Here is a 22,278-nt window from a genome sequence, read left to right as displayed (position 1 = left end):
TTTTTAGCGCGGGGGGGGGGCGGGCGGCCGCCCCCCCCCGCCCGGCGCCGCCCCCGCCCGCCGGCCGCGCTCACCTGAGGTCGAAGGTCAGATCGGGGTCCACGTCATCGTCGTCCTCGATCGGCGCGACGCCGACCAGCGCCCCCAGAGCGTCCCGCAGGGGCTGGAAGTCGCGGAGGTCGATGGTCATCCAGGCGGACCCGCCGCACCGGAACCGGACCTTCGAACGATCGTAGGCAAGCCAGCCTGCCGGGCCACCCACCCGTTCTGCCGGTATGTCGACCTCGCTCACCGGCACCCCGGCGACCTCGACGCCCTTCAACGCGTCGCGCATGGCCGCCTTCACGTCGTCGAGGTAGTGCGCTTCCAGCTTCTCCGAGATGAGGCAGCGAAGCTGGAGCAGCGTCAGAGCGGGAAGGTTGTCCAGCCCGGAGGTGCTGATGCCCGAGCCAGCCGGGCCGGGGTCGCCGGTCAGGCCGAGGAGGCATCCGTCCCCCCGCTCGGGCTGGTGGTACTCCAGCACACGGGCGGCGATGTACGAGCGCACGCCGTCGGGTGCGTGGCGCGCGGCCGCCATGGCCTGCTGCGCCCACGCGTGGGGCTGGAGTTCGTCGAACGGACCGGAGTCGAGGACGTGGAAGCGGACGAGCGGTTCGGTGTCGCTGTGCGTGTGGTGGCGCCAGTGGATCGGGTTGCCGTCGACGAACACCCGGATGTTCGTCTCGCCCGCATCGTCGTCCTGGTCGAAGACGACATCGATGCGCGGGACCGCCGAGGGGTCCGGGCCGGGGTTGGCGATGTGGGCGCCGACCGGGGCCAGGCATTCGACCAGGACGGCGAGTTCAGACGGCAGCAGGCACGCGGCCAGGCTGGCGAGATCGGACGGCAGGGCAGTGGACATGGCGATACTCCTCGGCGTGGTGGGTGGTCAGAACAGCGGGTTGTCGGGCGCCGGGACCGACCGGGGCTTGGGCGGGGCGGCCGCCGGCCGGGGCGGGACGGACGTGCCGAACAGGGCCTCGGTGCCGAAGTCGTCGGCGACGGCGGGCACCGGGCGGGCGACGGCCGTCGCGGTGAACAGCGGCGGCGCAACGTCGGCGTCGAAGTCGGCGGGCTGCATGCGCGTCCAGTCCGGCACGGTGAGCTCCTTCGGTTCAGCGGGTGTGGGCGGTACAGGGGCATCGGCCGGGAGCAGCGCGTTGCTCGTGCACGGCAATGCGGGTGCGGGGCGTGGTCACACGCTCGACCGGGCCTCCGACGCGCCACGGGCCGGGGCCGGCGGCGGGGAGGGTGAGGACGGCACCGTGGAGGAAGTGGCGGCGGCCGATCCACCGGCTGTTCGCGGTCTCGCTGGTGGCGACCAGCATCAGACCGCCGTCGCGGTATTCAACGACCGCACCGGGCCTGACTTCGTTGGCCGGGGTCATGGCGGGCGTCCTTTCACTGGGGCGTTCGGTGCTCTCCGAACGGGGCGGCGCAGGGTGGAGGGTGCTGCGCCGTGGGGCGTTGTGTCGCGTCGACGGGGGCCCGGAGCTGTCGGGCCGGGCCCCCGAGCGGGTCAGAGGTCGATCGCCAGCGAGCTGCCCAGGGTTCCTTCGGCGGCGAGTGGCCGGGGTCAGCAGTTCGCGGCGGGCGGGTAGTCGTCGGGGTCGGGGGCCTGATCGGTGGCGTAGAGGTGGTGAACGATCGCGGCAGCCTTGGCGGGGGTGGGGGCGTTGACGCCGTAGGACTCGAAGCCCTGGTTGAGGAGGGCGATGGTCAGGGCGTCGCTGGCGGTGGCGCAGGCGGGTTCCGGCAGGACACGGGCGACGGTCATGGTGCCGGTGGGGCCGATGTGGATGGCGACGCGCATGGGCTGGTCGGTGAGCGGGGCCGGGGCGATGAGGACGGCGACGGCGAGCAGGCGCAGCAGCACGAGGGGTTTCTCCCTGGTTGGGGCGGGGCCGGGCGGTGATCGGTTCCGGGGTGGCGTTCGGCGGGCGGGTCAGGCGGTGAGGGCGTGCGCGGGGCGCAGCGGGCCGCCGGCGATCCGGTCGAACGCGTCGATCGCGTCGCGGTTCTGGCGGTTCTTCGCGGGCCGGTAGATGGCCAGAAGGTCGTCAACCTGCTGGTGGGTGTAGAGGGTGACGTCCTGGGGGCGGGGGCCCTTGGGGGTGGGGATGATCCGGGTGAGGACTCCGGCGGAGAGCAGGCCGAGTTTGTTGGCCTTGCGGGTGGCGGCGCCGTTGTAGCGGTGGGCGTGGTCGGGGTGCATGCCGCGTGCGATCAGGTGGGTGGAGAGGGATCGCACCCCGTTGGTGGCGACGGCCTTGATGGCGCGTCGGGCTTCGCGTAGGTGGCGCAGTCGGCGGCGAAGGCGGGCCTTGCGGGTGGGTTCGGGCGTGGTGGTGCTGCGCATCGGAGGTGTCCTTTCGGTGGTGGCGGGGGCTCTCCCGCCGGGGCCGGTGGTGACCGGCCGGTGTGGTTCCCACCGTAGGGCCCCAACGCCATAACTGCAACATCGGAAATGAATCTCATCAAACTTGGCCGATGGTCTTGCGCTGACCATTTTCGTTGTTACAGTTGCGGCAGTGGCGGGGCAGCTCCCGCCGAACCGAAAGGACACCCATGCCCACGACGCAGCAGACCGCCGACCGCAACCTCGAACACGCCGTCAGCGAGGCCCGCGCCCACCTCGACTACGCAGTCACTCAGCTGGTCCTCGACCGCTTCCCCGGCGGCATCGTCAACCCATACGAGGGCCCGATCGCCGGCCGCGTCTGCCTCCAGTGGGAAGGCCCCGGCCGCTCCCTGGAGACCGTCATCACCAACGGCCACGACGTGTGGATCAGCACCGTCCTGCCCGAAGAGGACGCCGACACCCTGGTGAACGCAGCACTCGACCCCGACCCCCGGCGCTACGAGAGCCCCAGCAGCCCGAGCGGCCGCACCGGCAGCATCACCGACGCCCACCCCGGCCACATCCACTTCATCAGCCACGAGGACGGCACCCCCGCCGCCCACCACGTCCTCCGGCTCAACAACGGCACCGCACGCGTCAGCCTCGAACGCGTTCCGCTGGACCGCACGCTGCTCGCGCTCACCACCCTGCACACCTGGCTCACCTCGACCAGGCTGCCCGCCACCGCCAGCTGACCAACCCCGCTGCGCCCTGGGGCGGCATCGGCCCCGGGGCGCAGCCCCACCGCTGGGACAGCACCCGGCACCACCGGAAGGACACCCGAATGCGTGACCAGCTCCACCCCGCGACCGCTCAGATCCTGGCCGCCCAGCACGCCGCCGGCCTTCCGGCCGTCGTGGCACCGGCGGACGGCGGCGGCGACCAGGTCTTCGTCCAGGGCCCGGGCATCACCTACGCGCTCATCGACTGCGACGAGGTTTTCCCCGAGAAGGGCGAGAAGCTGGAAGCCCTGCACTGCCAGCTGTACGCCCCCGATGAAGACGACGACGTGATCGTCGTCTTCCACCGCTGCACCGACCCCGCGTGCGGGCAGCCCGAGTGCGGCGAAGGCGCGTCGTTGGACCCTGCGCCGCTGGCGGCCGCGCTCGCCGACGCCCTCAACTCCCGGCGGCCGGCCTACATCCCGAACAGCGCCCGCTTCTTCAATGACGAGGGCCTGCGGTACAGCGCCTACTTCAACCCGGTCGAGCACGAGGTCACGATCAGGCGGGACAAGCGCTCCGGCATCTCCGATCCGTTCGACACGGACCCGGCCACCACGCTCGCCGAAGCCGAAGACGTGGTGCGTGGACTCGGGTATGCGCGGGCCACGGAGTGGGCGGGTCCGGACGTCCACAGCGGCCTGTACTGCTACCTGCACTGCCACCTGCTGCGCCCGCTCGCGTAGGCCGCTGCCGGATTCGCCATCCCCCGAACTGCCTCGCGCGTGCGCGTGCGCGCGTTGAGGCGGTCGCAAAAGTCGCAAAAAGCACAGCTACTTCACAACTTGGAGGTCTTCATGTTCGATCCGGATGCAGTGGTGGTCGCCGGTCCGGTGGTCCGGCCGGGGGTTCGCCTGGCGACGAAGCTTCTGGCGGAGAAGGGCCAGTTCCCCGTGTGGCGGGAGGGCGGCCGGCCGGGGTTCTCGGTGGCCTCGGTGAGGCCGGGTAGCGAGGTGGAGGGCGCGACGGTGCGGGTGTGGTGGCACCGGCTGCCGTCGCCGTCCGAGGATCAGGCGGTGGTGGTCGCGGAACGGTTGGCGATGACGGAACAGCTGCGGCGGTTCCTGGTGGCGAACCGGTACGCGGTGCGCTACTCCCCCGACCGGTCGACGCTGCTGCTGCTCAGCACGGTGGAACAGCGGGTCGAAGACGGGAAAGCCCGGCACCGGGAGACAGGGGTGATCACCAAGGCGGACCGCAGCGTCCTGCCGGTTCCGATGCCGGTCCTGGACGGCCGTTGGGACTTCGGCGTGTGGAACATGAGCGAGGCCAGCTTGGGGGGGTACGTGCTGGCGCAGCACGTTGCGGAGGCCGTGGGGTCGGCCAGCCGGCGGCGTGTCCCGGTGGTGGTCGGCGGCGACGGCTCGCTGTGGCTCGGGGAGAGGCAGCTGTACCGGCGTCAGGCCGGCGAACCGGAGGCGGAGCAGTGGACGCCGTACGCGGTGCCGAATGAGTTCCTGGACCTGCGGCGAGAGCACGCGGACGTGGCCCGGCAGTGCGCGCGGGCGCTGATGTCGAACCGTGGAACGCGGTGGCGGGCGGTGGTCACCCTGCCCGGCGGGGGCGTGGAGGCCGACCAGGTGCTGGACCGGAAGTGGGCGGCCTTGGAGGTGGAGGTCCTGCTGTCGTTCGACTTCGCCCGAGTGGAGGCGAACGGAGTCGGTGCGATCCGGTCGTGGCGTCTCGGGGGCGGCCTGATCACGTGGACGCCGGAGGAGTAACCCTCCTCGCGGCGAAGGGCGTTGTGATGCACGCCACCCTGTTCGGATAATCATTTTCGATGTTACAGTTATGGGGCGTCGGGGAGAGCACTCCGGCGCCCCACCGAAAGGACACCCGCACCATGACCGTGAGCCTGACCAAGCCGAACGCCCCGCTCTACCAGGTCGAAGCACCCTTCGGCCTGATCGACCTCGCCCGCGCCGCATCGGCCACCCTCGGGCCCGCGTGGGCCGCCGGCGAGCAGCACGGCGCCGCGTTCCTCGCCCACCCCTCCGGCATCCGGATGCACATCGAGGGCAACCCCGAGGAGGAGCGCGACTCCGGCATGGTGAGCATCGACGTCGCCGCCGGCGGCGAGCCGACCGGAGAGTGGCTGCTCCGGCGCTTCGAGCCGAACGAGGACGAGGACGAGAGCCCGGTGGTCCTGTGGACGCCGTTGGAGGCGGCCGGCCGGGAGCTCGCGGAGATCGCCCGCACCGCGCTGGCGAGCGCCACCCGGGCCGTGAGCCTGCCCGGCGCGTTCGCCGAGTGGCTGAGCGGCACCGGTGCGATCCTCGGCGACGACGACGTGGACCCGATGTGCAAGGCGCTGCGCCTGGCATACGAGAACAGCGAGGAGGTCACCCGGGGCCGGGCACGGTCGGTGGTCGTCACCGGGAGCCCGAACGTGATGCGCATGATCGCCGAGTACGCGACCAACTTCCTCAACATCGCCGGGGGCGGGGAGGCGTCTCGGGCCGAAGTCGACGGGGCGGGCAAGACCCTCGACCGGGTCAGGGCCGCGCTGGACAGCCTCGCCAGCAAGCCCGACCACGACCCGACCCGGACGACGCCCGGCGAGCCGGACCGGGCCCTTCCCGGGGTCGTGGGCCGGATCGGGCAGCCTGAGCCCGCCTTCCAGCCGCTGGCCGTTGCGGACCCGATCCCCGCCGGGAGCACCGTCTACGACGCCATGCCGGGGCGTCAGCTCAGCCCGAACGCGCTGTGGCCCGTCCCCGCTGAACTGCCCTTCGGCGACTTCCTCATCGAGGTGCGCAACGGCCTGCGCTGGGAGCAGCCGGCCGCCGACGAGCCGCAGATGATTCCCCGGGGCCGGGTGCTGGGCATCGTGCGCGAGCAGATGAGGCAGCAGCCGTTCACCAGGGCGGCGGTGACCGAGACCGGGGCTGTCTACATCTCCACCGGCGCGCTGGCCGCGCGCTACCTGCCGCTGCACCCGTACCGGCCCGGCGACGGCCGTCCGGCCGGGCCGGAGGACGCCACCGCCGTGGCCTACCTGGTGGACCACCCGCACCCCCGGGAGGACAGTCGGGTGTTGCGGTCCGGCGCCTGGTTCTCCGCCGAGCTGGGCCGCGTGATCCGCGAGTACGGCGCCGCGGCCGCGTTGGAGCCGGACGGCTCGATCCGCTTGACGTTCCCGTACGGCGTCGCCGTCGAACCGCGCCCGGTGCTGCTGGCGACGCCGGCCGATGCAGAAGGCCACGCGCCGTGCGAGCACTGCGGCCTGTGGGCCCGCGAGCACCACCGCTGCGGCTCCCACCACTGCGGCGCCTTCCTCCCCGCCAGCTGACCGGCCGTCGACCACCCGGGGTGCCCCGCCCGTTCGGGGCACCCCGAATCACCTGATCTTGAAAGGACCCACTGATGTACCGCACCGAGAGCTACGTGCCGGCCCGCTACGTCCTGACCTGCCAGATGGGCGTGATCGTCACCGACCACCCGAAGGAGTGCGACCGGCTGGGCGGACAGGTCATCGTCGTCCCCGACGTCACCGTGACCCATGTCGGGGCGGGGTGGCAGTGCTGGTCCGATGGCGTCACCACCTCGGGCCTGTGGGCCGGTGTCCGCCCGCCGTCCCGGCTCGCGCCGCCCGCCGTCGCCGGCCGGGTGCACAGCAGCGAGTTCCTCGCCGAGGCGTACCTGACGAAGGGGTGGACGCACACGCCGACGCCAGAGGACGCCCCGCCCGTCGACGGCCTGCGGGCCGCTCTGCTGCACAACGGCGCGCACCGTGAGCTCGTACGCGCCGTCCGGGTCCACGACGAGGACGTTGCGGACAACGCCGAACACTGCGACCGGTACTGGTCGAGCGTCGACAAGTACGTGTACGGCGACTGCACCGTGTACGTGGCCACCGCCGGCACCCGCCGCGTCGACCAGGACGACCCCCGGCTGGAAACCAGCAGCCTCGTGTTCCCCAGCACCGCTGAGGCCGTCGAGTGGGCGCGGGAGGAAGCCCGCTACCTCGTCGGCTGAACCTCCCGTCGACACGAACCCGCCGCGGGGAGAGCACTCCGCCCGCCGAAAGGACACCCACTGATGAACTGCCCCTTTTTGCTTCGAAGTTCGGGCTCCACCGTGCTTCACCTGCCTTCGCCCGGCCGTGGCCCCACGGTGTCGCTGTGCGGGCGCACCACGCTCGGCCCGGCCGGGGCGCTCGGCGCCCGGGACTCGGTGTGCCGCCGCTGTCCGAAGTCCCGCACCGCCCACGCGGTGCTGCTCGCGCTCGCCGACCGCACCCTGATCCAGACGTCCGGCGGCAAGGACAGCCTGGCAGCCGCGATCGTCGTCATGGACGCGGCGCAGCAGAGCGGCACCGTCGACCGGGTGATGATGGTCCACGCCGACCTCGGGGAAGCCGAATGGCCGGGCACCCGTGAACTGGTCGAGCGGCACGCCGCGTTCTTCGGCGTCCCGCTGACCGTCCGCGCCCGGGCCGGCGGCTTCATCGGCATGGTCGAGGCCCGCGGCATGTTTCCCGACGCCAAGCGGCGCCTGTGCACCTCCTCGCTCAAGCGCGACGTCCTGGCTGTGGTGTTCACCGAGGTGACCGTCGACCTCGGGGACCTTGGCCGTCCCGCGCTGCTGCTGACGGTGATGGGCTTCCGGGCGGAGGAGTCGCCGGCCCGTGCGAAGCGGGAGCTGCTGTCGATCGACCGGCGCGCGAGCAGCGGCAAGCGGATCGTCCTGCAGTGGAATCCGGTGCACGCGTACAGCACGGCGAAGGTGTGGCGCAGCATCGCGGCGGCCGGCGCCGAGTACCACCCCGCCTACGACATGGGCATGCCGCGCCTGAGCTGCACGTTCTGCATCCTCGCCGGGTTCGAGGACCTGGTGCGCGCCGCCCGGCTGCGCCTGGCCCTGGCCGCCCGGTACGTCGCCCTGGAGGCCGCTGTGCGGCACCGGATCAAGCCGGACGTGTCGATGGCGGAGGTGTACGAGGAAGCGGTCCGCCGCGGCCCTCTCACCGACTGGCAGATCGGCGATGTCCTCGCCCAGTACGTCAGCCAGTTGGCCGCCGACACCTACCGCGGCCGCTACACCCTGGCCGCCTGACCCTGACCCTGACCCTGACCCTCCCGGCCGGTCGGCAGTCACACTGCCAGCCGGCCTGGCTCCGAGAGGAACCCATCGTGATCTCCGCTCTCAACGCCAGCCGCAGGATCGCCAAGTATCTTGGCGACGCCTGGTGGGCCGAATCCATATTGGACCCGCGCGGTGCCCTGTTGTACGGCCCGAATGATCTGACCATCTTCGTCGAGACCTCCGAATCCGGCTCCGTCAACCTGCGGCCCCAGCTGAACAGCGACCGGGTGTGGCCTGGCGTAGAGGGGCACTTCGGCCGCTTTGAAGGCACGCTCGACGACTTGCCCGCGCTCGCCGAGAAGGTAGGAGGCACCCTGGCACCCGCCTGGGTAGACCGCGACGCCCGCCTGGCCGCCCGAACCGAGCAAGCGAAGTCCGAGCTCGCCGACCTTCTCGCCCAGATCGGGGCCATAGTCGGCGACCACCGGGTGGCTGTTGGCTCCCGGCCGGGCGCTGGGTGGGTGAAGTGGCCGACCGGGGTTGCCTACGTCCGCGCGAACGGAGACGGCACCGCCGCGGTGAACGTCACCGCGGAGGAGCTTGACGGCCCGACGGCCCTGCGGATGCTTGCCGCGATGTCCCTGCCGGCCGACAACGAGCCCGAGCCGACCGCGAAGCGCTACCCCCTGCGCTCTTCGCTCGACTGAGTACGTCGGTCTTTCTCTGCAGCGCCGGGGACGTCTACCGCCGCCGCAACTACCTGGTCTGACATCCCGTCTGCGGCCCACCGCGCCCCGGTCGGCCGCCCTTCACCGTCGAGTTCCCAAAGTACCCAGGAAGGGCCATGAGCTCTCAATTCGGACCGCCCATCGACCTCAGCGACTTGCAGGCCTTCGTACGAACGGACCTGCGCCCCCGCTGCTCGGTGTTCGTCGGCCGCGTCTCCACCAAGGACGGAACCCAGAACCCCGCGTCGTCCATACCCCGGCAGGTCAGACTCGCCTCCGAACGCCTGGAGGCCGGCGAGGAGTTCGTCGCGTACTTCTGGGACGTTGAAAGCGGAATGTTGGCTCCGGAGCTCCGGGGCCTCGGGCCGCAGGCGATGTACGACGCACTCAACGTACCGACCCCCAGGGACGGAGGACTCCAGGACCTGGTGGACCGGGCCGGTGACCTGGGCATCACCCACGCCCTGGCCGAGCGCTCCGACCGTGTGGCACGCGCCATGCTGACGAGCCTCAGCGTGGAACACGAGCTGCAGAAGGCCGGGGTAGAGGTGGTGTACGCCAACGAACCGGTCGGCGGCACCGAATCCGGACGGCTGCGCACCCGCCGCTACGGCCAGGTCGACGCGGAGCTCTACCGGACGGCGATGATGGAGATGTCGATGGGCGGCCAGGTCCAGCACGCCATCGCCGGGTGGAACCATGGCGCGCCGCCCTACCCGTACGTCGCGGTGGTCGACCTGGACGCCCCGGTACCGGAGAAGGGGCGGTTGGGCGTAGCGCGGGAGAAGAAGAAGTTGGCCCCCCATCCGGACCTGCGTCGGTTCGATGCGGCCCGCGAGCTGTGCCGGCTGCGCCGGGAGGAGCACCTGAAGGCGGCGGACATCATCGCGATCCTGGAGGCGGAACCCGACCGGTACCCGATGATCGACCGCCGGTGGACGCACTCCTTGGTCGAGGGCCTGATAGCCAACCCCAAGTTGAGCGGCTACCAGGTCTACAACAGGAAGGCGTCCCGTACCGGCAAGGCCGGCTTCTCCCGGTGGAACGCGATCTCGGAGTGGGTGTGGTCGCCGGAGATCGTGCACGAGCCGGTGGTCAGCCTGCTGGAGTGGAAGCAGGCCCAGCAGGTCACCGCGGGCCTGCGTGCGGGTGCGGGGGCGGGCGGTCCGCTGCTGCGTATCCGTGCCGCGGCCCGCCGGTTGGGGCTCACCGTCACCATGGTCAGCAGCAGCGGAACACACACGCTGTACCAGATCGGCAGCCGGAAAGTGGTCTTGCCCACCCCCATCCCGGATGCGCTCGTACAGCAGGTCATCGACGGCATGGGGAGCACGACGTGACCGAGACCATCGAGTGCCGGGCCACCCGGCGCGGCCGGGAGTGGACGGTGCACGTCCCCGAGCACGGCGTGTATAGCCACGGCAAGACGCTGACGAAGGTGGGCGAGAACACCCAGGCAGGACTTGCCCTCGTGGGCGTGACCGCCGAGGTAATGATCACCCCGGTGACGCCGGAGCTGGAGAAGGTCCGGGCTACCAAGGCCGCCCACGCGGCGGCAGTGAGTGAGGCCGTCGTAGCCCTGGCCTTGCGGCGGGCAACGACGCGTGACATCGCCCTGGCGGTGGGAGTGCCGGCCGCCCAGGTGAAGCGGCTCCTTGCGGAGCGTTCTTCGGCGTCGAGGTTCGTGCCGGCTGGTGAGCCGGACGCGCCGGAGGAGACTGGGCCTGTGGGGATCGAGGCCGCGCCGGTATGACTTTCCGGGGTTCGCCTCGGTCGGGACGACTTCCGCCATGAAGTGCAAGGAGCCCTGGGCGTCTCGCCCAGGGCTCCTTGCATGTGGCCGGTGGTGCGCGGTGGCCTGTCGGTCGGCGGCTCTGGCGCGTGTGGGTTCAGGCGATGAGCATGTAGACGCCGCCGGCGACGATGGTACCGAGAACGGCGCCCGTGATGGTCTGGGAGACGGTGTGCTCGCGGACGGTGACACGGGCCCAGCCGAGCAGCGCGACGAAGACGAATCCGAGGAGCCACCACGGGTTGTAGGCCTGGGCGAGCATCGCGAAGGAGCCGGCGGTGACGGCGGCGTGGACGGAGATCTTGTACTTGGCCAGGACGGTGATGGGCCACACGGCGGTGATGGTGGCCCACATGGCGGCGGTCATCGCGATGAGCGGGCGCGGGGCGCTGGTGGCGGCCTGGAGTGCCAGGCCGGCGGCGACGGAGCCGCTGATGACTGGCAGGACGGTGATGCGGCGTACGCGGTCGGTCAGGTGGCGGTCGGCCCAGGTGCCGTTGCCCTCGATGTACACGATGTAGATCATCGGGATGACCGCGGCGAAGGCGATCGCGATGGCTGCCCAGCCAAGGCCGGGCCAGCCGTAGAGGCCGCAGCCGATCGCCAGGCTGACCGCGACGATGGTGTTCTTCGGGTCTGCCCAGTCGCTGAGTCGGCGGCCGAGGAGTGCCAGGGGGCGCGGGGTGTCGGTGGTGGTGGTCATCTGCTCGTTTTGTTGTAGGCGCGGGCGACGTTCTTCGCCCATCGGATGTCGCTGGAGGGTGCTCGGAGTGCCTGGCTGATGGGACTGCGGCCGGAGATCTGAACGTCGACCGTGTGCCGGCGCAGGGCGGCCCGGGCCATGATCGCATCGGTGGTGGCGTCCTGGCTCGCGGCGCCGATACCGAGGTTCAGGAAGGCGTCACGAATCGCGAAGGCATTGTGGGCGACGTCGATGGTCCGGTCACCCCAGACGAAGAGCTCACGCAGTCGGGACCGGCGCTCACCGAGGTTGAGGTTCGGGAACTCGGTGACGACCGCCGACCAGAGGGGATGAAGGACCCACATGGTGTGCTGGTCTCGGACATAGCGGACCAGGCCGCGCACGGGCGGCAGGATCAGGCCGATGATGATCAGCAAGATCGACGTTGCGACGGTGCCGTCGAACAGGGCGTCCAACATCGGGTTGTGGGCGAGCCCGGTGCCGAGGACGGTGTAGGGGAGCCGTTCGGCGACGTAGAGGGCGCCGAGGGCGCAGCCGACGGTGAGGAAGGTGACGCCGGCCCTGACGATTCCTCGGGGGATGGCGCGACGGGCGCTGGCGAAGGTCTTGGCGCCGAGCGCCATGGCGGTACCGAGGTAGGCATAGAAGATCGCCTGGTAGATCACGACGGGTGGTTCGCCCTGGTGGATATCCAGAAGGAAGTTCGGGTCCGGGACGGGATCGCGGGGAAGTGCGAAGAAGAACAGCAGCGTCATGGTCGCGGCGGCGACGGCGGCCAGGGGAAGGTTGGGGCGGGCGCGTCCGCGGGGCCCTCGGCCGTGGACTGCGTAGAGGTAGTCCAGGAGGAAGGCGATGCTGGCGATTCCGAGCAGGTGCTTCGCCAGCACCGACGAACCGGTTACCGCGTGGTGCAGCTGCATCTTGATGGCGCCGGTGCCCAGGGCCAGTCCGAGGGTGCCGATGGTGATGCACAGGGACCGGGCGGCGCGCCCAGAACGGATGGCGGCTGGCAGGCGCCACAGGGCGATGACGACCAGGGCGGCGGGGATGAAGTGGTAGAGGACTCCGCTCATGCCGCCTTCCTCCAGCCGAGAACCTTGCGCACGGGGAAGGTGAGGGTGCGAAAGACGTTGCGGGCCTGGCGGGTGGTGCCTTCGTCGGAGCCGATGGCTTCTGCGAGCAGCAGTGCCATCATCTCGGCCTCGGCCTCCTGAATGCTGTCGTAGCCGTTGCGGGTGAGCAGGACGGACGCGACGAGTTCGGGGCTGAGGTCGGGGAAGATCGACAGGAGGATGTCCTCCTGGACGAGGCACTGGTGTTCCCAGACAATGTGGCCGATCTCGTGAAGGATGATCAGCGTCTGGTGGGCCAGGCTGGTGTTCTGCTTGTAGAAGATGACGTCGACGTGGGGCAGCTTCACCCACAGGCCGGTCGGGGTCTCCGGGCTGGCGTCTTCCGGGAGCGGCTCCAGAGCGATGGGGCGTCCCCGGTGAGCTTCGAGCGCCTTGACGAAGTCTTCGATGTTGAAGGGGTCGGGGATGGGCAGATCAGGGAGCAGTGCTTCGCACCGTCTGCGGATCCCTCGTGGAACAGGCATCTCGAACCTTTGCGTTCGCGCGGCGGTGCCGGCTGGCTGCTGGTGCGCGCTTCATGGACAGGTTCGAAATTTAAACACATCTTGACTGAGGCATTCCGAAAATATTACTCTCCGTGACCTTTGGGGGCCCTGGCGGCGGCCTCTTCCTCTAGCTCCACCATCCTGCGGGCCATGCCGACCAGGATGTCGAAGTTGGCCGGCTTGAGCCCCATGGCCCGCTGGAGGATGCCGAGGCCAGAGTCTCCGCCTTCCACCGCGCCGGAGGTGCCGCGGAGCCTGGCGAGGGAGTTGAGCCCGTCGAGCTGCCGGTCGATGGCGGAGGTGTCGTCGGAGGTGAAATAGGAGGCACCGTTGGCCAGGCCGAAGAGCCGGCCGAGGGCATCCAGGGTGACCACGGTCGGGTTGGTGGGGGTGTTGTTGGCACCGTAGCCGCGCTTGAGGTAGCGCAGCTGGGTCTCGGACAGGACGCCGTCAGATCGCTCCGCGAGTTCGGGGATGCCGACCGGGGCCTGCGGCGGGGTCTTGCTGGCGCGCCGGACGTTCTCCACCTCGATGAGGTGGTTCAGCCTTTGGGCGATCTTTTGCGCCCGCAGACCGGTGGAGGTGGGTGCCGATTCGCTCACAGAGAGTACCGCTTTCTGCTATTCACAACGGCTCCAACTATACCGTCAGTCATTAAAGTGAGCTCACTTGATTATGCACACTCAACTATTTTATTGGCGCTGAGCTGGGCGGATGTGGTTGGGTCCAAGCCTGCCGCACTATAGTGAGGCAGTCAGGGGGGTTACGCCGGGTGTACGAATCGACCGGGGGTACCGACATGCCCACGCGTTCGCTCCGGAGGGGGAGATTGCATTGCCGCAGTACAGCCACACCACCGGCCGGCCCGGTTCACTGCTTGCGCAGGAACATGCCGTCGCCGCGCGTGACCACTCGCCCCGAGCGACGCCCATGGCGGACCGCGGATGCCAGCGACACCCCGTCAACCCGGTAGGAGTCACCACAGCGGGTGACCGTCGCCCCCTGGTCGCCAACCGCCTGGGCCGCGTCCGCCGGCGTCAGCCATCGGTCAACCGGCAGGCGCACGAGCAAACCCTGAGCCGGGGACGGGGCGCGACCCGCCATCGGTTCAACCACGCCGCCACTCCTCCTTCGCAGTGAGGCCGAAGAAGCTCTCGGCCGACCGGCCACCACAGCCGGCCGGTCGACCATAACTGTAACTTCGAGAATAGACAACGCTCGAACGTGTGGTCGAATCTCTGTGTTTGATCCCTTGCCACTCAAGACCAAGGGCGGTCCTTGATCGTGCTCCTGTCCACCCCCCAGCCCGCTGAACAAGGCTCCGACGACCTCGACGAGATCGAGCGGTGCGCCCGGGCCGCAGCCGAGGCCACCAGCGCGGAGGGCCGGAAGGCCGCTTTGAGCACCCTGTACGCGGCGTTGCGTGACCCGGTGATCCGCGACATCCGGGCCCGCGTGGACAGCATGGCCACCGCCGAGGACCTCGCCCAGGAGACCTGGGTCCGGGTGGCCCGCTCCATCGGCCAGTACGCCAGTCGCCCTGGCCGCTCCAGCGGCTTCGTCCCGTGGCTGTTCACGATCTCGCGGAACCTGGTGGTCGACCACTACCGCGCGGCCGGCCGCCGTACCCAGGAGATCTTGAGCGCGACCCCGGTGGCGGCAGACGTGCCCTCGGAGGACGAGAGCCCCGAGCGCCTGGCCGAACGCCGCGAAGTCGCCTCCGCGCTGAAGCAGTACTTGGCGAAGCTGCCCGAGCGCCAGCGCGAAGCCGTGTACCTTCGGGTGTGCGTCGGTCTGAACACCGCCCAGACCGCGCAGGTGCTGAGCACCCGACTGCGCCCGACATCTGAGGGCGCTGTGCGTGTACTGCTCAACCGCGGCCTGCGTAAACTCTCCAAGATCCTGCCGGCGGACGAGGTGGCTCACAAGCTGGCCGAACCTCCTCTTGCACCTGCTCTTCTCGCCGAGGAGAGTGCTGCGGGTGACGTGATCAGGGTGTAGCAAGACGAGATTGGACTGCGGGATGCGACGCGCACATGTCGACCGGCTCTGCCGGGCCCTCGGTGGGGACGGCGCCGGCGTTCATGACCGGCCAACTCGGCGCGCCGTTACGGCCGCTCACGCGCTCCACCCAGCCGAGCCGCTGAGCGAAGCGGCCTACCAGGACGGTTTGGACGCCATGTTCGCCGCCGTCGACGAGACCTTCCAGGCTGATGCTCCGTTGGAGGTCGAAGCGGGCCAGGGCTTCGGTATTGCCGAGGAACTGTGCACGGTGCCCGCAGAGGTGGGTGTCACCCAGGTCGATGGCATGCGTGTCGTGGCCGCCCGGTCCGTCGAGCCCCTGAGCGATGACGACCTGGCCAAGATCGCTGCGCAAGCCGCCGCTTTCATGGCTGAGCGCCGCAACGTCGCTGCTCACGATAGGTAGACATGCAACTGCGTCACCCGATGGTCGTCGAGTCGTCGAGGATCGACGCTGACGCCACGCTGATCATCGACGGTGACCAGCCTCTCGTCGTCATCCGGCCTGCCCAGACGTTCGACTCGGCGGTTCTCGCCGTCCAGGGCGCGCTGCAGGCCGACTTCCCCCATCTTCACCCGGACCAGATCCGGGCGATGGTCCGCAAGGCGCTACCGAACCTGCCGACCATGAACCGGCTCATCGGCGTCGACGAGTCGCCGCCACCAGTCGACCGGGTTGCATCTTCACGTCCGGACCGTCAGATCGTGGAGCACCGGTCGCTACGCCGGAGGCGTGCGGCGGTGGGCAAGATGCTGCTCGTCGCCAGCGTCGCCGCCGCCGGGGTCGGGGTCGGGTATGCGGCCGCGCCGCATACCGCCAGTCCGACCGGGGCGCAGGCGACAGAGCCCAGTACGACGATGGTCTACGCGAACGACCCTGCCTTCCGGCAGTTCGCGGCAGCCGGCCAGATGCGTTGTACAAGCCTGGGCCCTTTGCAGGCCAGGTGCACTGACGTCGACCGGCTGGTGATGTACAGCGAGGCAGCCATCTCGCCGAACTCGATTGCGTACACGTTCAGTTACGGAACCGAGCGGATCTACCTCATGGCGTTCCGCAGCACCGCCGACGCGCAGGAGTGGGCGAAGGAGAGCGGTACGCAGAAGGCGCTGGACAACGTGAGTACGGTGTCGCGATTCGTGCTGTGGGGCACTGACGCGCCCCGGTTGCGGGAGTATCACGACCTGATCGTTCAGTCCGTCCAACAGAGCCAGGCACCTGCGGTGTCGGCTGGGCTGACTGTGGAAATGCCAGAGCGCCTGGCCGCGCTCGCGTTCGGCACGCTGGGGGTTTCACCAGCCCGGGTTGAACGGATCGGGTCCGTGTCGAACAGCACGATGTCGAGCCTGGCCGCGGCGGTTCGTCTGATACTGGGCGGAGAGCCGAACGCAGGCCCAACGCCGCGTACCAACGCGCTGGCCGACGGGTCGCTGGTCACGTCCATGCTCGGTGGGGGCCCCGGGGGCGGAGGCGCACCGACGTCGCCCACGGCGGAACCGCAGGCGTCGGCTTCGGACGGACCGACAACGCAGCCGAAGACGCCGCTCCCGCCGTCATCGACAAAGCCTGGTCCGGCCGACAGCAAGCAGGCCGTGCCGCTGGTTCCGAGCGGGAAGTCCCCGGCCCCTACACCGCAGGCGGTGGAGCCAGAGACGCCCCGGACGGTCGGCACGGAACAGCCACCGACATCGCTGCCGGCCCAACCTCCGGTGACGAACCCTGGTGCCGCGACGGACCCGACTTCATCCGGAAGCCCGTCGCCAACGGACACTCCCACCAACAACCCGTCCCTGGCGCCGGCCGAGCGCCAACCCCCATCCCCTACAGGCGGTCCGCCGCCGACGGGCCGCCCGGACGGTCGGCCGATCACCGACCCGGCCCGAGATGTCGACGCCGAAAGCCGGCTCCTAGAAGGGCGCCCGGGCGCTGTCCTGGGACCAGGCGGAGGAGTTGTCGACCGTGGCCGTCCAGGGGTCGTTGTCCGACGCGGCCGGGCCCGTACGGCTGGCACGGGTGACCTTCGCGGTGGCCGACCTCAGGCTCGGTCCCACTTCGTCGACCTCCATCTCGAAAACCGTCCGCTTCTCCCCGGCACTGGTCTCGTATGAACGCTGGCGAAGCCGGCCGTGGACGATGACGCGCATGCCGCGCTGAAGCGACTCGGCGGCGTGCTCGGCCTGCTGACGCCAGACGTTGCAGGTCAGAAACAGAGCGTCCCCGTCCTTCCACTCGTTGGCCTGCCGGTCGAAGGTGCGCGGTGTAGAAGCGATACGGAACTTGGTGACCGCCGCTCCGGAGGGCGTGAAGCGCAGGTCGGGGTCGTCGACGAGGTTGCCGACGAGGGTGATGGCGGTCTCTCCTGCCACGGGTGTTCTCCTCCGTCTCAGCGGGCCGCGAGGGCGGCGATCTTGGCGCGGGTACGGGGGCCGGCGACGCCGTCCGCGCGGCCGAGGCCGGGGTGCTTGCGGATCACATCGTTCACCGCCGCCGTCGTCTGCGGTCCGTAGAAGCCGGTCACCGGCAGGCGGTGGCCGATCCGGTTGAGCTGCGTCTGGAGGGTCTTCACCTCGGCGCTGCGGGCACCCGGCTTGAGGCTGGCTGTCTGGTTGGCCGGGGGGACGGAGGCGGCGTTGGCGATGCGGGCGCGGGTCTTCGGGCCGGCAATGCCGTCCGCCGGGCGGAGACTGGGGTTGAGGCGGACGAAGTCGTTGACGGCGTTCGTGGTGAGCGGTCCGAAGTAGCCGGTGGCGGGCAGCTGGTAGCCGATCCGGTTGAGCTGGCGCTGCAGCTCCTGGACCTCGGGGCCGCGCGCGCCCGGCGCGAGCACTCCCAAGGGACGGGTGGGCTGCGGGTCCGGCTGCGGGTCGGGGCTGGGCTCGCTGGTGGTTCCGCCGGGCGGGGTGACGGGCTTGGCGTCGTCGGGCAGGGTGATGCTCTGTCCCGGCTTGATCTGGTTGGGGTCGGTGATCTGCGGGTTCGCGTCGAGCAGGTGCCCGAGGGTGATGCCGGCGAGCGCGGCGACGGCGGAGAGGGTGGCGCCGGCCCAGATGACGACGCGTCGGGCGGTGCTCGGCGGTGTGGGGCCGCCGGAGCCCGCGCCGGCGAGGGAGAGCAGGGTCGCGAAGTCGAGGTTGCCGGGGTCGCCGTGGTCGTTCTCCGGGACGTGCTGGTGCCCGCACCAGCCGCGGAAGGAGTTCCACGCGGCGAAGGAGAGGCGGACGCCGTTGCGGCCGTAGGAGTCCGGGTAGGGGGCCCACTGGGCAGGGCCGTCGAGCGGGATGCCGTTGTGGTCGCGGTGCCAGGCCATGAACGTGGCGAGGTCGCGCAGCGCCCAGTCCGGGGCCTCGGGCCAGAAGATGTGCTGGATGCCCTGGGCTGTCCACCGGCGGTGGGTGGCGGGGTCGCAGGTGCCGATCAGCTCGATCTGCACGGCGCCGGCGGTGTTGGTCTCGACGCCGCCGGGGGCGTTGACGAGGGCGCGGGCAGAGTGGTCGAACGGGAAGTGCTGGCGGAAGAGCAGGCGGCGGGCGGCGAAGTCGGGCTTCGCGGTGATGTGGGGGGCCTCGGCGCCGCCGCTGTAGTCGGGCCAGCCGGTTCCCTCGGTGGTGTGCAGGACGCCGCACCTGGGGGTCATGTAGCTGCCCGGGTAGTGGTCGGCGAACCACTGCGAGCGGTCGGCGCCCGGGTAGAGCGTGTCGGTCATGCTGCGCCCCTTCGTGATGGTGAGGGGCGCAGCGTCGCGGCCGGCGGGGGCTAGTGTCTCGGGCTGTCGGGGGACGGTTCGGGCGGGTACTCCAGGGCGTGGAGGGTAACGGCCAGGCGGTCGGCGAGCTGGTCGGCGTCGACTGCGTCGGCCGGGGCGGTGGTGATGGTCTCCTCGGGGGCCTGGTCCTTGCCCCAGTGGGCGCGGTGCTGGCGTTCCAGGTAGAAGCTGATGGCCTTGAAGTCGGGGGCCGCGCGGTCGGTGACGGTCTCCTCGATGATCTGGCCGGTCTCCGGGTCCCGGGCCTTGCGGGTGGTCTCCTTGATGACGAAGCCGCCGTTGATGAGGCGGCGTAGCTGAACGACCGCGCCGGCGTGGGCGAGTTCGCGGGCCTGCTCGATGCGTTCGAGGAGGGCGAGGTAGTCGTGCTCGCCGGGCTGAGGCGGTTCGCCCTGGCGGCGCCGGTCGGCTTCCTCGCGGCCGCGAGCGAGCCAGCGCAGGAAGGACGCCTTGTGGACTCCGGCGACGGCGGCCGCGGTCTCGACGGGCATGCCCTGGCGGGTGGCTTCAATGAGTTTCTGCTCGGTGTCGGAGGTGAGCAGGCGCCGGCGGCCGCGGCCGCTCCCGTGGGGGGCGGCCGGGCCGTGGCGCGGCTTGCGGCGGGTCATGGGGCGGCGGTGGGTCAGCTTCGACGGGGCGTGAACTGGTCGCCACAGGTCGGGCAGGTGATCGGGTGCGGGCCTTCGCCGTCGTCGTTGAAGGCGGTGTCGTCCCCGAGGTCGGGGGTGAGCACGAGGGCGGGTTCTTCGCCGAGGGCTTCGGCGGGCGCCGAGCGCAGGAGGTTCTCCATCTCGTCGTCGGTGTAGGCGAGGGAGTCGAAGAGGCTGGCGTCGGTGGTGACGAGGTCTTCGAGCATGCCGGCGAGCATGCGGCGGTCCCAGTCGGCCTGCGTGGTGATGCGGTTGAGCTTGATGATCAGCGCGTCGGCTTCGGCGTCGGTGCGGGAGGACCATCCTCGGGTGACGGGCAGGAGCCAGGAAGCATCGTCGTCGAGGAGTACGCCGTCCGGGACGGGTTCGCCGGCCTCGTACATCTCGACGAGGGCTTCGTGACGGCCGTGGCCCGCGATGCTGCGGCCGGTGCGCTCGTCGACCAGGACGGGGTCGACGAAGCCGTGGTCACGGATGCTCGCCTTGATGAGCGGCAGTTCGTGGAGCTTGGGGTTGCGGGTGGCGGGGGTGAGGGCCTGGAGCGGCATGTAGGCGATCCAGCGTGGTGCCTGGACGGGCGGTGTGGTCACTCGCGGGCCCTCTTCTCTTCGGGGGGTCGGGCGGTCGCGGGGGCGGGGCTCAGTGGTGACCGCGGGTTCCAACCGCGCGCCCCGCTCACTGTGTGGGGCAACCAGGAGGCCGTCAGCCGTCGCTCCCGCGACCGGTGTTGCTCCGGACCTTCCCCTTGCTTCCCGGGTGGGGTGGGTCCGGGGCCGTGGGATGGGCGCCGGTGCGCGCGGTGGCGGTCCGTCCCAGGGCCGGCCCGGACGGTAGAGGGTGTGGATCCTAACGTCCATCGCCAATCATTCTTCATGTTACAGTTATGGGTGTTGGGTCAGCCCAGCAGCCCGGGGTCTGTAACGCCCTGGGGCCGTTCGTCGTACCCCCAGGTGTACGACCCGGCACGAGCACGTCCGGGAGAGCACCCGGACCCACCGAGAGGACACCCCATGACCGACCAGCAGGAACCTCACTTCACACCGCCCACTCTCGCGGACCTCAGCCAGCGGGCCACCATGCTGAACCTGATGGCCGGCCGCTTCAAGGAGCTCGCGGCGGTGGCAACGACCGACTTCAAAGCGGCGGCGCTCAAGCAGTACGAGGCGGAGGGCGTGAAGTCGGTCACCACCAAGATCGGTGGAGAGAAGGTCATCACCTGGACCGTGAAGGAGCCGAAGGCCTCCGGCACGGTGGTGGTCGCCGACCGTTCCGCGCTGACGGACTGGGTACACGTCAACCACCCCGAGCACGCAGGATGGGAGGCGACGATCATCGGCGCGTTCGAGACCGTGCTTCTCGGCTTGGCTGTCTTCGACAAGGAGAGCGGCACAGTCGTCCACAGGGACACCGGGGAGGTCTTGCCCGGCCTGGCGTGGACGCCCTCGCCGCCGCCGTCGAGCATCGCGCCGTCGTGGACGAAGGACGGCCGCGAACAGGTCATGGAGCACCTGCGCACCGGCGCGATCGCGGAACTGATGGCCACTGCGCTCCAGCTTGAGCAGGGAGAAGGCTGATGTTCCCGGTCACCCAGTTCCCGAGGGCTCTCTGCCGCCGCGTCGACCCAGACACGATGTTCCCCAACCTGAAGGACGCCGAGGGCATCGCCGAGGCCAGGGAGACCTGCGTGTTCTGCCCGCACCGCGCCGAGTGCCTGGAGGCCGCGCTCTCCCTCACCCCCGCACGGGACGCGGGCGTGCGCGCCGGAACCACCAAGGAAGAACGGCGGAAGATCCGGCGCAACCGCGCGGCCGCCGCGCGCAAGGAGCAGCAGGCAATCGCCGCCTGACCCTGCCGCTCCGAACCACTCGCCCGACCGGAACCTGTCCGGCCGGGCCCCATCCGAGGACAAGATCTTGAGCACCGCCCTGCCCGACGCGGCCCGCCCGCCGCTGCCCACCGCCCCGAAATCGTGCTGCGCGCACTGCCGGCAGCACCGGGCCGCGCTCGACGCGGGGCTGTCCGCGCCCGCGCTCCGTATGCTGTCCGCCATCGTGCTGCGGACCCCGGGCGACACCGCGTGCTCCGGCGCGGCGGCGGCCGCCGGCCTGACTCCCTACCAGGCGCGACCGCTGCTGGGCGAGCTGGTCCGCTCCGGCCTGCTGGCCAGGCAGCGGTTGCGACGGGCCCGGACCACCGTCACCACGTACAGCGTCAAGGGGGCGGTCCGATGAGTCTGGATCCCCTGCTGTGGGCGCTGAAGGACTCGCCGACCTCGGACCCGTTCGAGCGGTTGATCCTGATCACTCTCGCCGAGAAGGCTGACTCGGACGGCTGCAACGCGTTCCCATCGAAGTCAACTCTGGCTCGGGCTGCGCTGTGCGACGTGAAGACGGTGGGACGCAAGCTCGCCCAGCTCAGGCAGCGTGGTCTGATCGGCGAAGGGGACCAGAGCGCGGCGCGGCACATCCCGGAGCGCTACCGCCCGGTGGTCTACGACCTGCAAATCCCGCTCTCGTGGTTCGGTTACCGGATAGACCGGGTGAACGAGGAACGGGAGCAGAAGGGGCTCGCGCCGCTCACCGCCCGGTCGCGGCCGGACATCGCGCCGGCGCCTACTCGCAGCCGTCGCAGCGACTTCGGCCGGAAGCGCCCGGTGGGCAACGAGGAGCCTGCTGCGGAAGGGCCCTCGGAGCCGACGGACTCTCAGTCCCCCCTGGAAGAAGAACACGGAGGGGGGTCAGGGGTTGCCCGCACGGGGGGCTCTCTGGCCGGTGAGGGGGGACGGTTAGACCCCCCAAATACCCCGTGTTAGGG

Annotated in this window: 29 protein-coding genes and 1 pseudogene; 14 read left to right on the top strand and 16 right to left on the bottom strand. The window is 70.4% G+C overall.

The annotated features are described in order from the left end of the window. Window positions 1-70 precede the first annotated feature (70 nt). From ACFV6I_RS18150 to ACFV6I_RS18130, 5 genes are all read right to left on the bottom strand, one after another. Window positions 71-901, bottom strand: a complete 831-nt coding sequence (locus ACFV6I_RS18150) for a hypothetical protein (RefSeq protein ID WP_063353103.1) — start codon at window positions 899-901, stop codon at window positions 71-73. Window positions 902-928: 27 nt separating this feature from the next. After that, window positions 929-1,138: a hypothetical protein gene (locus tag ACFV6I_RS18145; protein WP_063353104.1), complete on the bottom strand. Its 210-nt coding sequence runs from the start codon at window positions 1,136-1,138 to the stop codon at window positions 929-931. 16 nt (window positions 1,139-1,154) lie between these two features. Further along, the gene (locus tag ACFV6I_RS18140) at window positions 1,155-1,427 is read right to left on the bottom strand and encodes a hypothetical protein (protein ID WP_063353105.1); all 273 of its coding nucleotides are present in this window, start codon (window positions 1,425-1,427) and stop codon (window positions 1,155-1,157) included. 188 nt (window positions 1,428-1,615) lie between these two features. Further along, complete coding sequence (locus tag ACFV6I_RS18135) at window positions 1,616-1,915, bottom strand: hypothetical protein (RefSeq protein ID WP_063353106.1); 300 nt, start codon at window positions 1,913-1,915, stop codon at window positions 1,616-1,618. 69 nt (window positions 1,916-1,984) lie between these two features. Continuing rightward, window positions 1,985-2,398 (bottom strand): hypothetical protein, encoded by a 414-nt coding sequence (locus tag ACFV6I_RS18130; RefSeq protein WP_063353107.1) that lies wholly within the window; start codon window positions 2,396-2,398, stop codon window positions 1,985-1,987. A 209-nt stretch (window positions 2,399-2,607) separates the two neighbouring features. Here ACFV6I_RS18130 and ACFV6I_RS18125 point away from each other — a divergent pair, with 209 nt between their 5' ends. From ACFV6I_RS18125 to ACFV6I_RS18085, 9 genes are all read left to right on the top strand, one after another. After that, window positions 2,608-3,135 (top strand): hypothetical protein, encoded by a 528-nt coding sequence (locus ACFV6I_RS18125; protein ID WP_063353108.1) that lies wholly within the window; start codon window positions 2,608-2,610, stop codon window positions 3,133-3,135. Between the two features lie 89 nt (window positions 3,136-3,224). Next, window positions 3,225-3,848, top strand: coding sequence for a hypothetical protein (locus tag ACFV6I_RS18120; protein ID WP_063353109.1), 624 nt, complete (start codon window positions 3,225-3,227; stop codon window positions 3,846-3,848). Between the two features lie 39 nt (window positions 3,849-3,887). Further along, a complete protein-coding gene (locus ACFV6I_RS18115) occupies window positions 3,888-4,883 on the top strand; it encodes a hypothetical protein (RefSeq protein WP_159398770.1) in 996 nt (331 codons plus the stop codon). A 122-nt stretch (window positions 4,884-5,005) separates the two neighbouring features. After that, window positions 5,006-6,454 (top strand): hypothetical protein, encoded by a 1,449-nt coding sequence (locus ACFV6I_RS18110; protein ID WP_063353111.1) that lies wholly within the window; start codon window positions 5,006-5,008, stop codon window positions 6,452-6,454. Between the two features lie 74 nt (window positions 6,455-6,528). Continuing rightward, window positions 6,529-7,140 (top strand): hypothetical protein, encoded by a 612-nt coding sequence (locus tag ACFV6I_RS18105; RefSeq protein WP_063353112.1) that lies wholly within the window; start codon window positions 6,529-6,531, stop codon window positions 7,138-7,140. Window positions 7,141-7,203: 63 nt separating this feature from the next. Next, window positions 7,204-8,220 (top strand): phosphoadenosine phosphosulfate reductase family protein, encoded by a 1,017-nt coding sequence (locus tag ACFV6I_RS18100; RefSeq protein ID WP_079136678.1) that lies wholly within the window; start codon window positions 7,204-7,206, stop codon window positions 8,218-8,220. Window positions 8,221-8,297: 77 nt separating this feature from the next. Next, window positions 8,298-8,897, top strand: coding sequence for a hypothetical protein (locus ACFV6I_RS18095; RefSeq protein WP_063353114.1), 600 nt, complete (start codon window positions 8,298-8,300; stop codon window positions 8,895-8,897). Window positions 8,898-9,034: 137 nt separating this feature from the next. After that, a complete protein-coding gene (locus tag ACFV6I_RS18090; RefSeq protein WP_063353115.1) occupies window positions 9,035-10,258 on the top strand; it encodes a recombinase family protein in 1,224 nt (407 codons plus the stop codon). After that, window positions 10,255-10,671, top strand: coding sequence for a hypothetical protein (locus ACFV6I_RS18085; protein ID WP_063353116.1), 417 nt, complete (start codon window positions 10,255-10,257; stop codon window positions 10,669-10,671). Before ACFV6I_RS18090 ends, ACFV6I_RS18085 begins: the two co-directional genes overlap by 4 nt. A gap of 136 nt (window positions 10,672-10,807) precedes the next feature. On the opposite strand, the gene ACFV6I_RS18080 is transcribed toward ACFV6I_RS18085, so the two are convergent. The 5 genes from ACFV6I_RS18080 to ACFV6I_RS18060 all read right to left on the bottom strand — a co-directional run bounded on the left by ACFV6I_RS18080 (window position 10,808) and on the right by ACFV6I_RS18060 (window position 14,147). Next, complete coding sequence (locus ACFV6I_RS18080) at window positions 10,808-11,413, bottom strand: hypothetical protein (RefSeq protein ID WP_063353117.1); 606 nt, start codon at window positions 11,411-11,413, stop codon at window positions 10,808-10,810. Beyond that, window positions 11,410-12,486, bottom strand: a complete 1,077-nt coding sequence (locus ACFV6I_RS18075) for a DUF6545 domain-containing protein (RefSeq protein ID WP_063353118.1) — start codon at window positions 12,484-12,486, stop codon at window positions 11,410-11,412. The genes ACFV6I_RS18080 and ACFV6I_RS18075 overlap by 4 nt, the downstream gene beginning before the upstream one ends. Further along, a complete protein-coding gene (locus ACFV6I_RS18070) occupies window positions 12,483-13,010 on the bottom strand; it encodes a hypothetical protein (protein ID WP_159398771.1) in 528 nt (175 codons plus the stop codon). Before ACFV6I_RS18070 ends, ACFV6I_RS18075 begins: the two co-directional genes overlap by 4 nt. 104 nt (window positions 13,011-13,114) lie before the next feature. Next, entirely contained in the window at window positions 13,115-13,633 is a 519-nt protein-coding gene (locus ACFV6I_RS18065; RefSeq protein WP_063353120.1) for a hypothetical protein, read from the bottom strand. Between the two features lie 268 nt (window positions 13,634-13,901). Next, a complete protein-coding gene (locus tag ACFV6I_RS18060; RefSeq protein WP_159398772.1) occupies window positions 13,902-14,147 on the bottom strand; it encodes a hypothetical protein in 246 nt (81 codons plus the stop codon). A gap of 168 nt (window positions 14,148-14,315) precedes the next feature. Between ACFV6I_RS18060 and ACFV6I_RS18055 the strand changes: the two genes are divergently transcribed. Next, the gene (locus ACFV6I_RS18055; RefSeq protein WP_244293890.1) at window positions 14,316-15,032 is read left to right on the top strand and encodes an RNA polymerase sigma factor; all 717 of its coding nucleotides are present in this window, start codon (window positions 14,316-14,318) and stop codon (window positions 15,030-15,032) included. Here ACFV6I_RS18055 and ACFV6I_RS18050 read toward each other — a convergent pair. From ACFV6I_RS18050 to ACFV6I_RS18025, 6 genes and pseudogenes are all read right to left on the bottom strand, one after another. After that, window positions 15,022-15,450 (bottom strand): hypothetical protein, encoded by a 429-nt coding sequence (locus tag ACFV6I_RS18050; RefSeq protein WP_159398773.1) that lies wholly within the window; start codon window positions 15,448-15,450, stop codon window positions 15,022-15,024. The two genes, ACFV6I_RS18055 and ACFV6I_RS18050, sit on opposite strands and share 11 nt — an antisense overlap. After that, the gene (locus ACFV6I_RS18045; protein WP_063353124.1) at window positions 15,447-15,629 is read right to left on the bottom strand and encodes a hypothetical protein; all 183 of its coding nucleotides are present in this window, start codon (window positions 15,627-15,629) and stop codon (window positions 15,447-15,449) included. The genes ACFV6I_RS18050 and ACFV6I_RS18045 overlap by 4 nt, the downstream gene beginning before the upstream one ends. 1,416 nt (window positions 15,630-17,045) lie before the next feature. After that, window positions 17,046-17,417, bottom strand: a pseudogene (locus ACFV6I_RS18040) (single-stranded DNA-binding protein); the annotation flags it as partial. 17 nt (window positions 17,418-17,434) lie between these two features. Next, window positions 17,435-18,754: a peptidoglycan-binding protein gene (locus ACFV6I_RS18035; protein WP_380426283.1), complete on the bottom strand. Its 1,320-nt coding sequence runs from the start codon at window positions 18,752-18,754 to the stop codon at window positions 17,435-17,437. A 50-nt stretch (window positions 18,755-18,804) separates the two neighbouring features. Then, complete coding sequence (locus tag ACFV6I_RS18030) at window positions 18,805-19,422, bottom strand: hypothetical protein (protein ID WP_063353127.1); 618 nt, start codon at window positions 19,420-19,422, stop codon at window positions 18,805-18,807. Between the two features lie 14 nt (window positions 19,423-19,436). Continuing rightward, window positions 19,437-20,054 carry a ParB N-terminal domain-containing protein gene (locus tag ACFV6I_RS18025; RefSeq protein WP_244293888.1) on the bottom strand — a complete coding sequence of 206 codons (618 nt, stop codon included), beginning with the start codon at window positions 20,052-20,054 and terminating at the stop codon, window positions 19,437-19,439. Window positions 20,055-20,474: 420 nt separating this feature from the next. Between ACFV6I_RS18025 and ACFV6I_RS18020 the strand changes: the two genes are divergently transcribed. The 4 genes from ACFV6I_RS18020 to ACFV6I_RS18005 all read left to right on the top strand — a co-directional run bounded on the left by ACFV6I_RS18020 (window position 20,475) and on the right by ACFV6I_RS18005 (window position 22,276). Beyond that, on the top strand, window positions 20,475-21,038 hold the full coding sequence (locus ACFV6I_RS18020; RefSeq protein ID WP_063353129.1) for a hypothetical protein: 564 nt from the start codon (window positions 20,475-20,477) through the stop codon (window positions 21,036-21,038). Continuing rightward, window positions 21,038-21,310 (top strand): WhiB family transcriptional regulator, encoded by a 273-nt coding sequence (locus tag ACFV6I_RS18015; RefSeq protein ID WP_063353130.1) that lies wholly within the window; start codon window positions 21,038-21,040, stop codon window positions 21,308-21,310. Before ACFV6I_RS18020 ends, ACFV6I_RS18015 begins: the two co-directional genes overlap by 1 nt. Before the next feature lie 67 nt (window positions 21,311-21,377). Then, the gene (locus ACFV6I_RS18010) at window positions 21,378-21,695 is read left to right on the top strand and encodes a FaeA/PapI family transcriptional regulator (RefSeq protein WP_063353131.1); all 318 of its coding nucleotides are present in this window, start codon (window positions 21,378-21,380) and stop codon (window positions 21,693-21,695) included. Continuing rightward, complete coding sequence (locus ACFV6I_RS18005; protein ID WP_380426280.1) at window positions 21,692-22,276, top strand: helix-turn-helix domain-containing protein; 585 nt, start codon at window positions 21,692-21,694, stop codon at window positions 22,274-22,276. Before ACFV6I_RS18010 ends, ACFV6I_RS18005 begins: the two co-directional genes overlap by 4 nt. Window positions 22,277-22,278: the final 2 nt, after the last annotated feature.

This window comes from Kitasatospora sp. NPDC059803, assembly GCF_042732255.1.
Classification (GTDB): domain Bacteria; phylum Actinomycetota; class Actinomycetes; order Streptomycetales; family Streptomycetaceae; genus Kitasatospora.
Note: the sequence above shows the minus strand (reverse complement) of the source record. Positions and strands in the feature narration are given on the sequence as shown.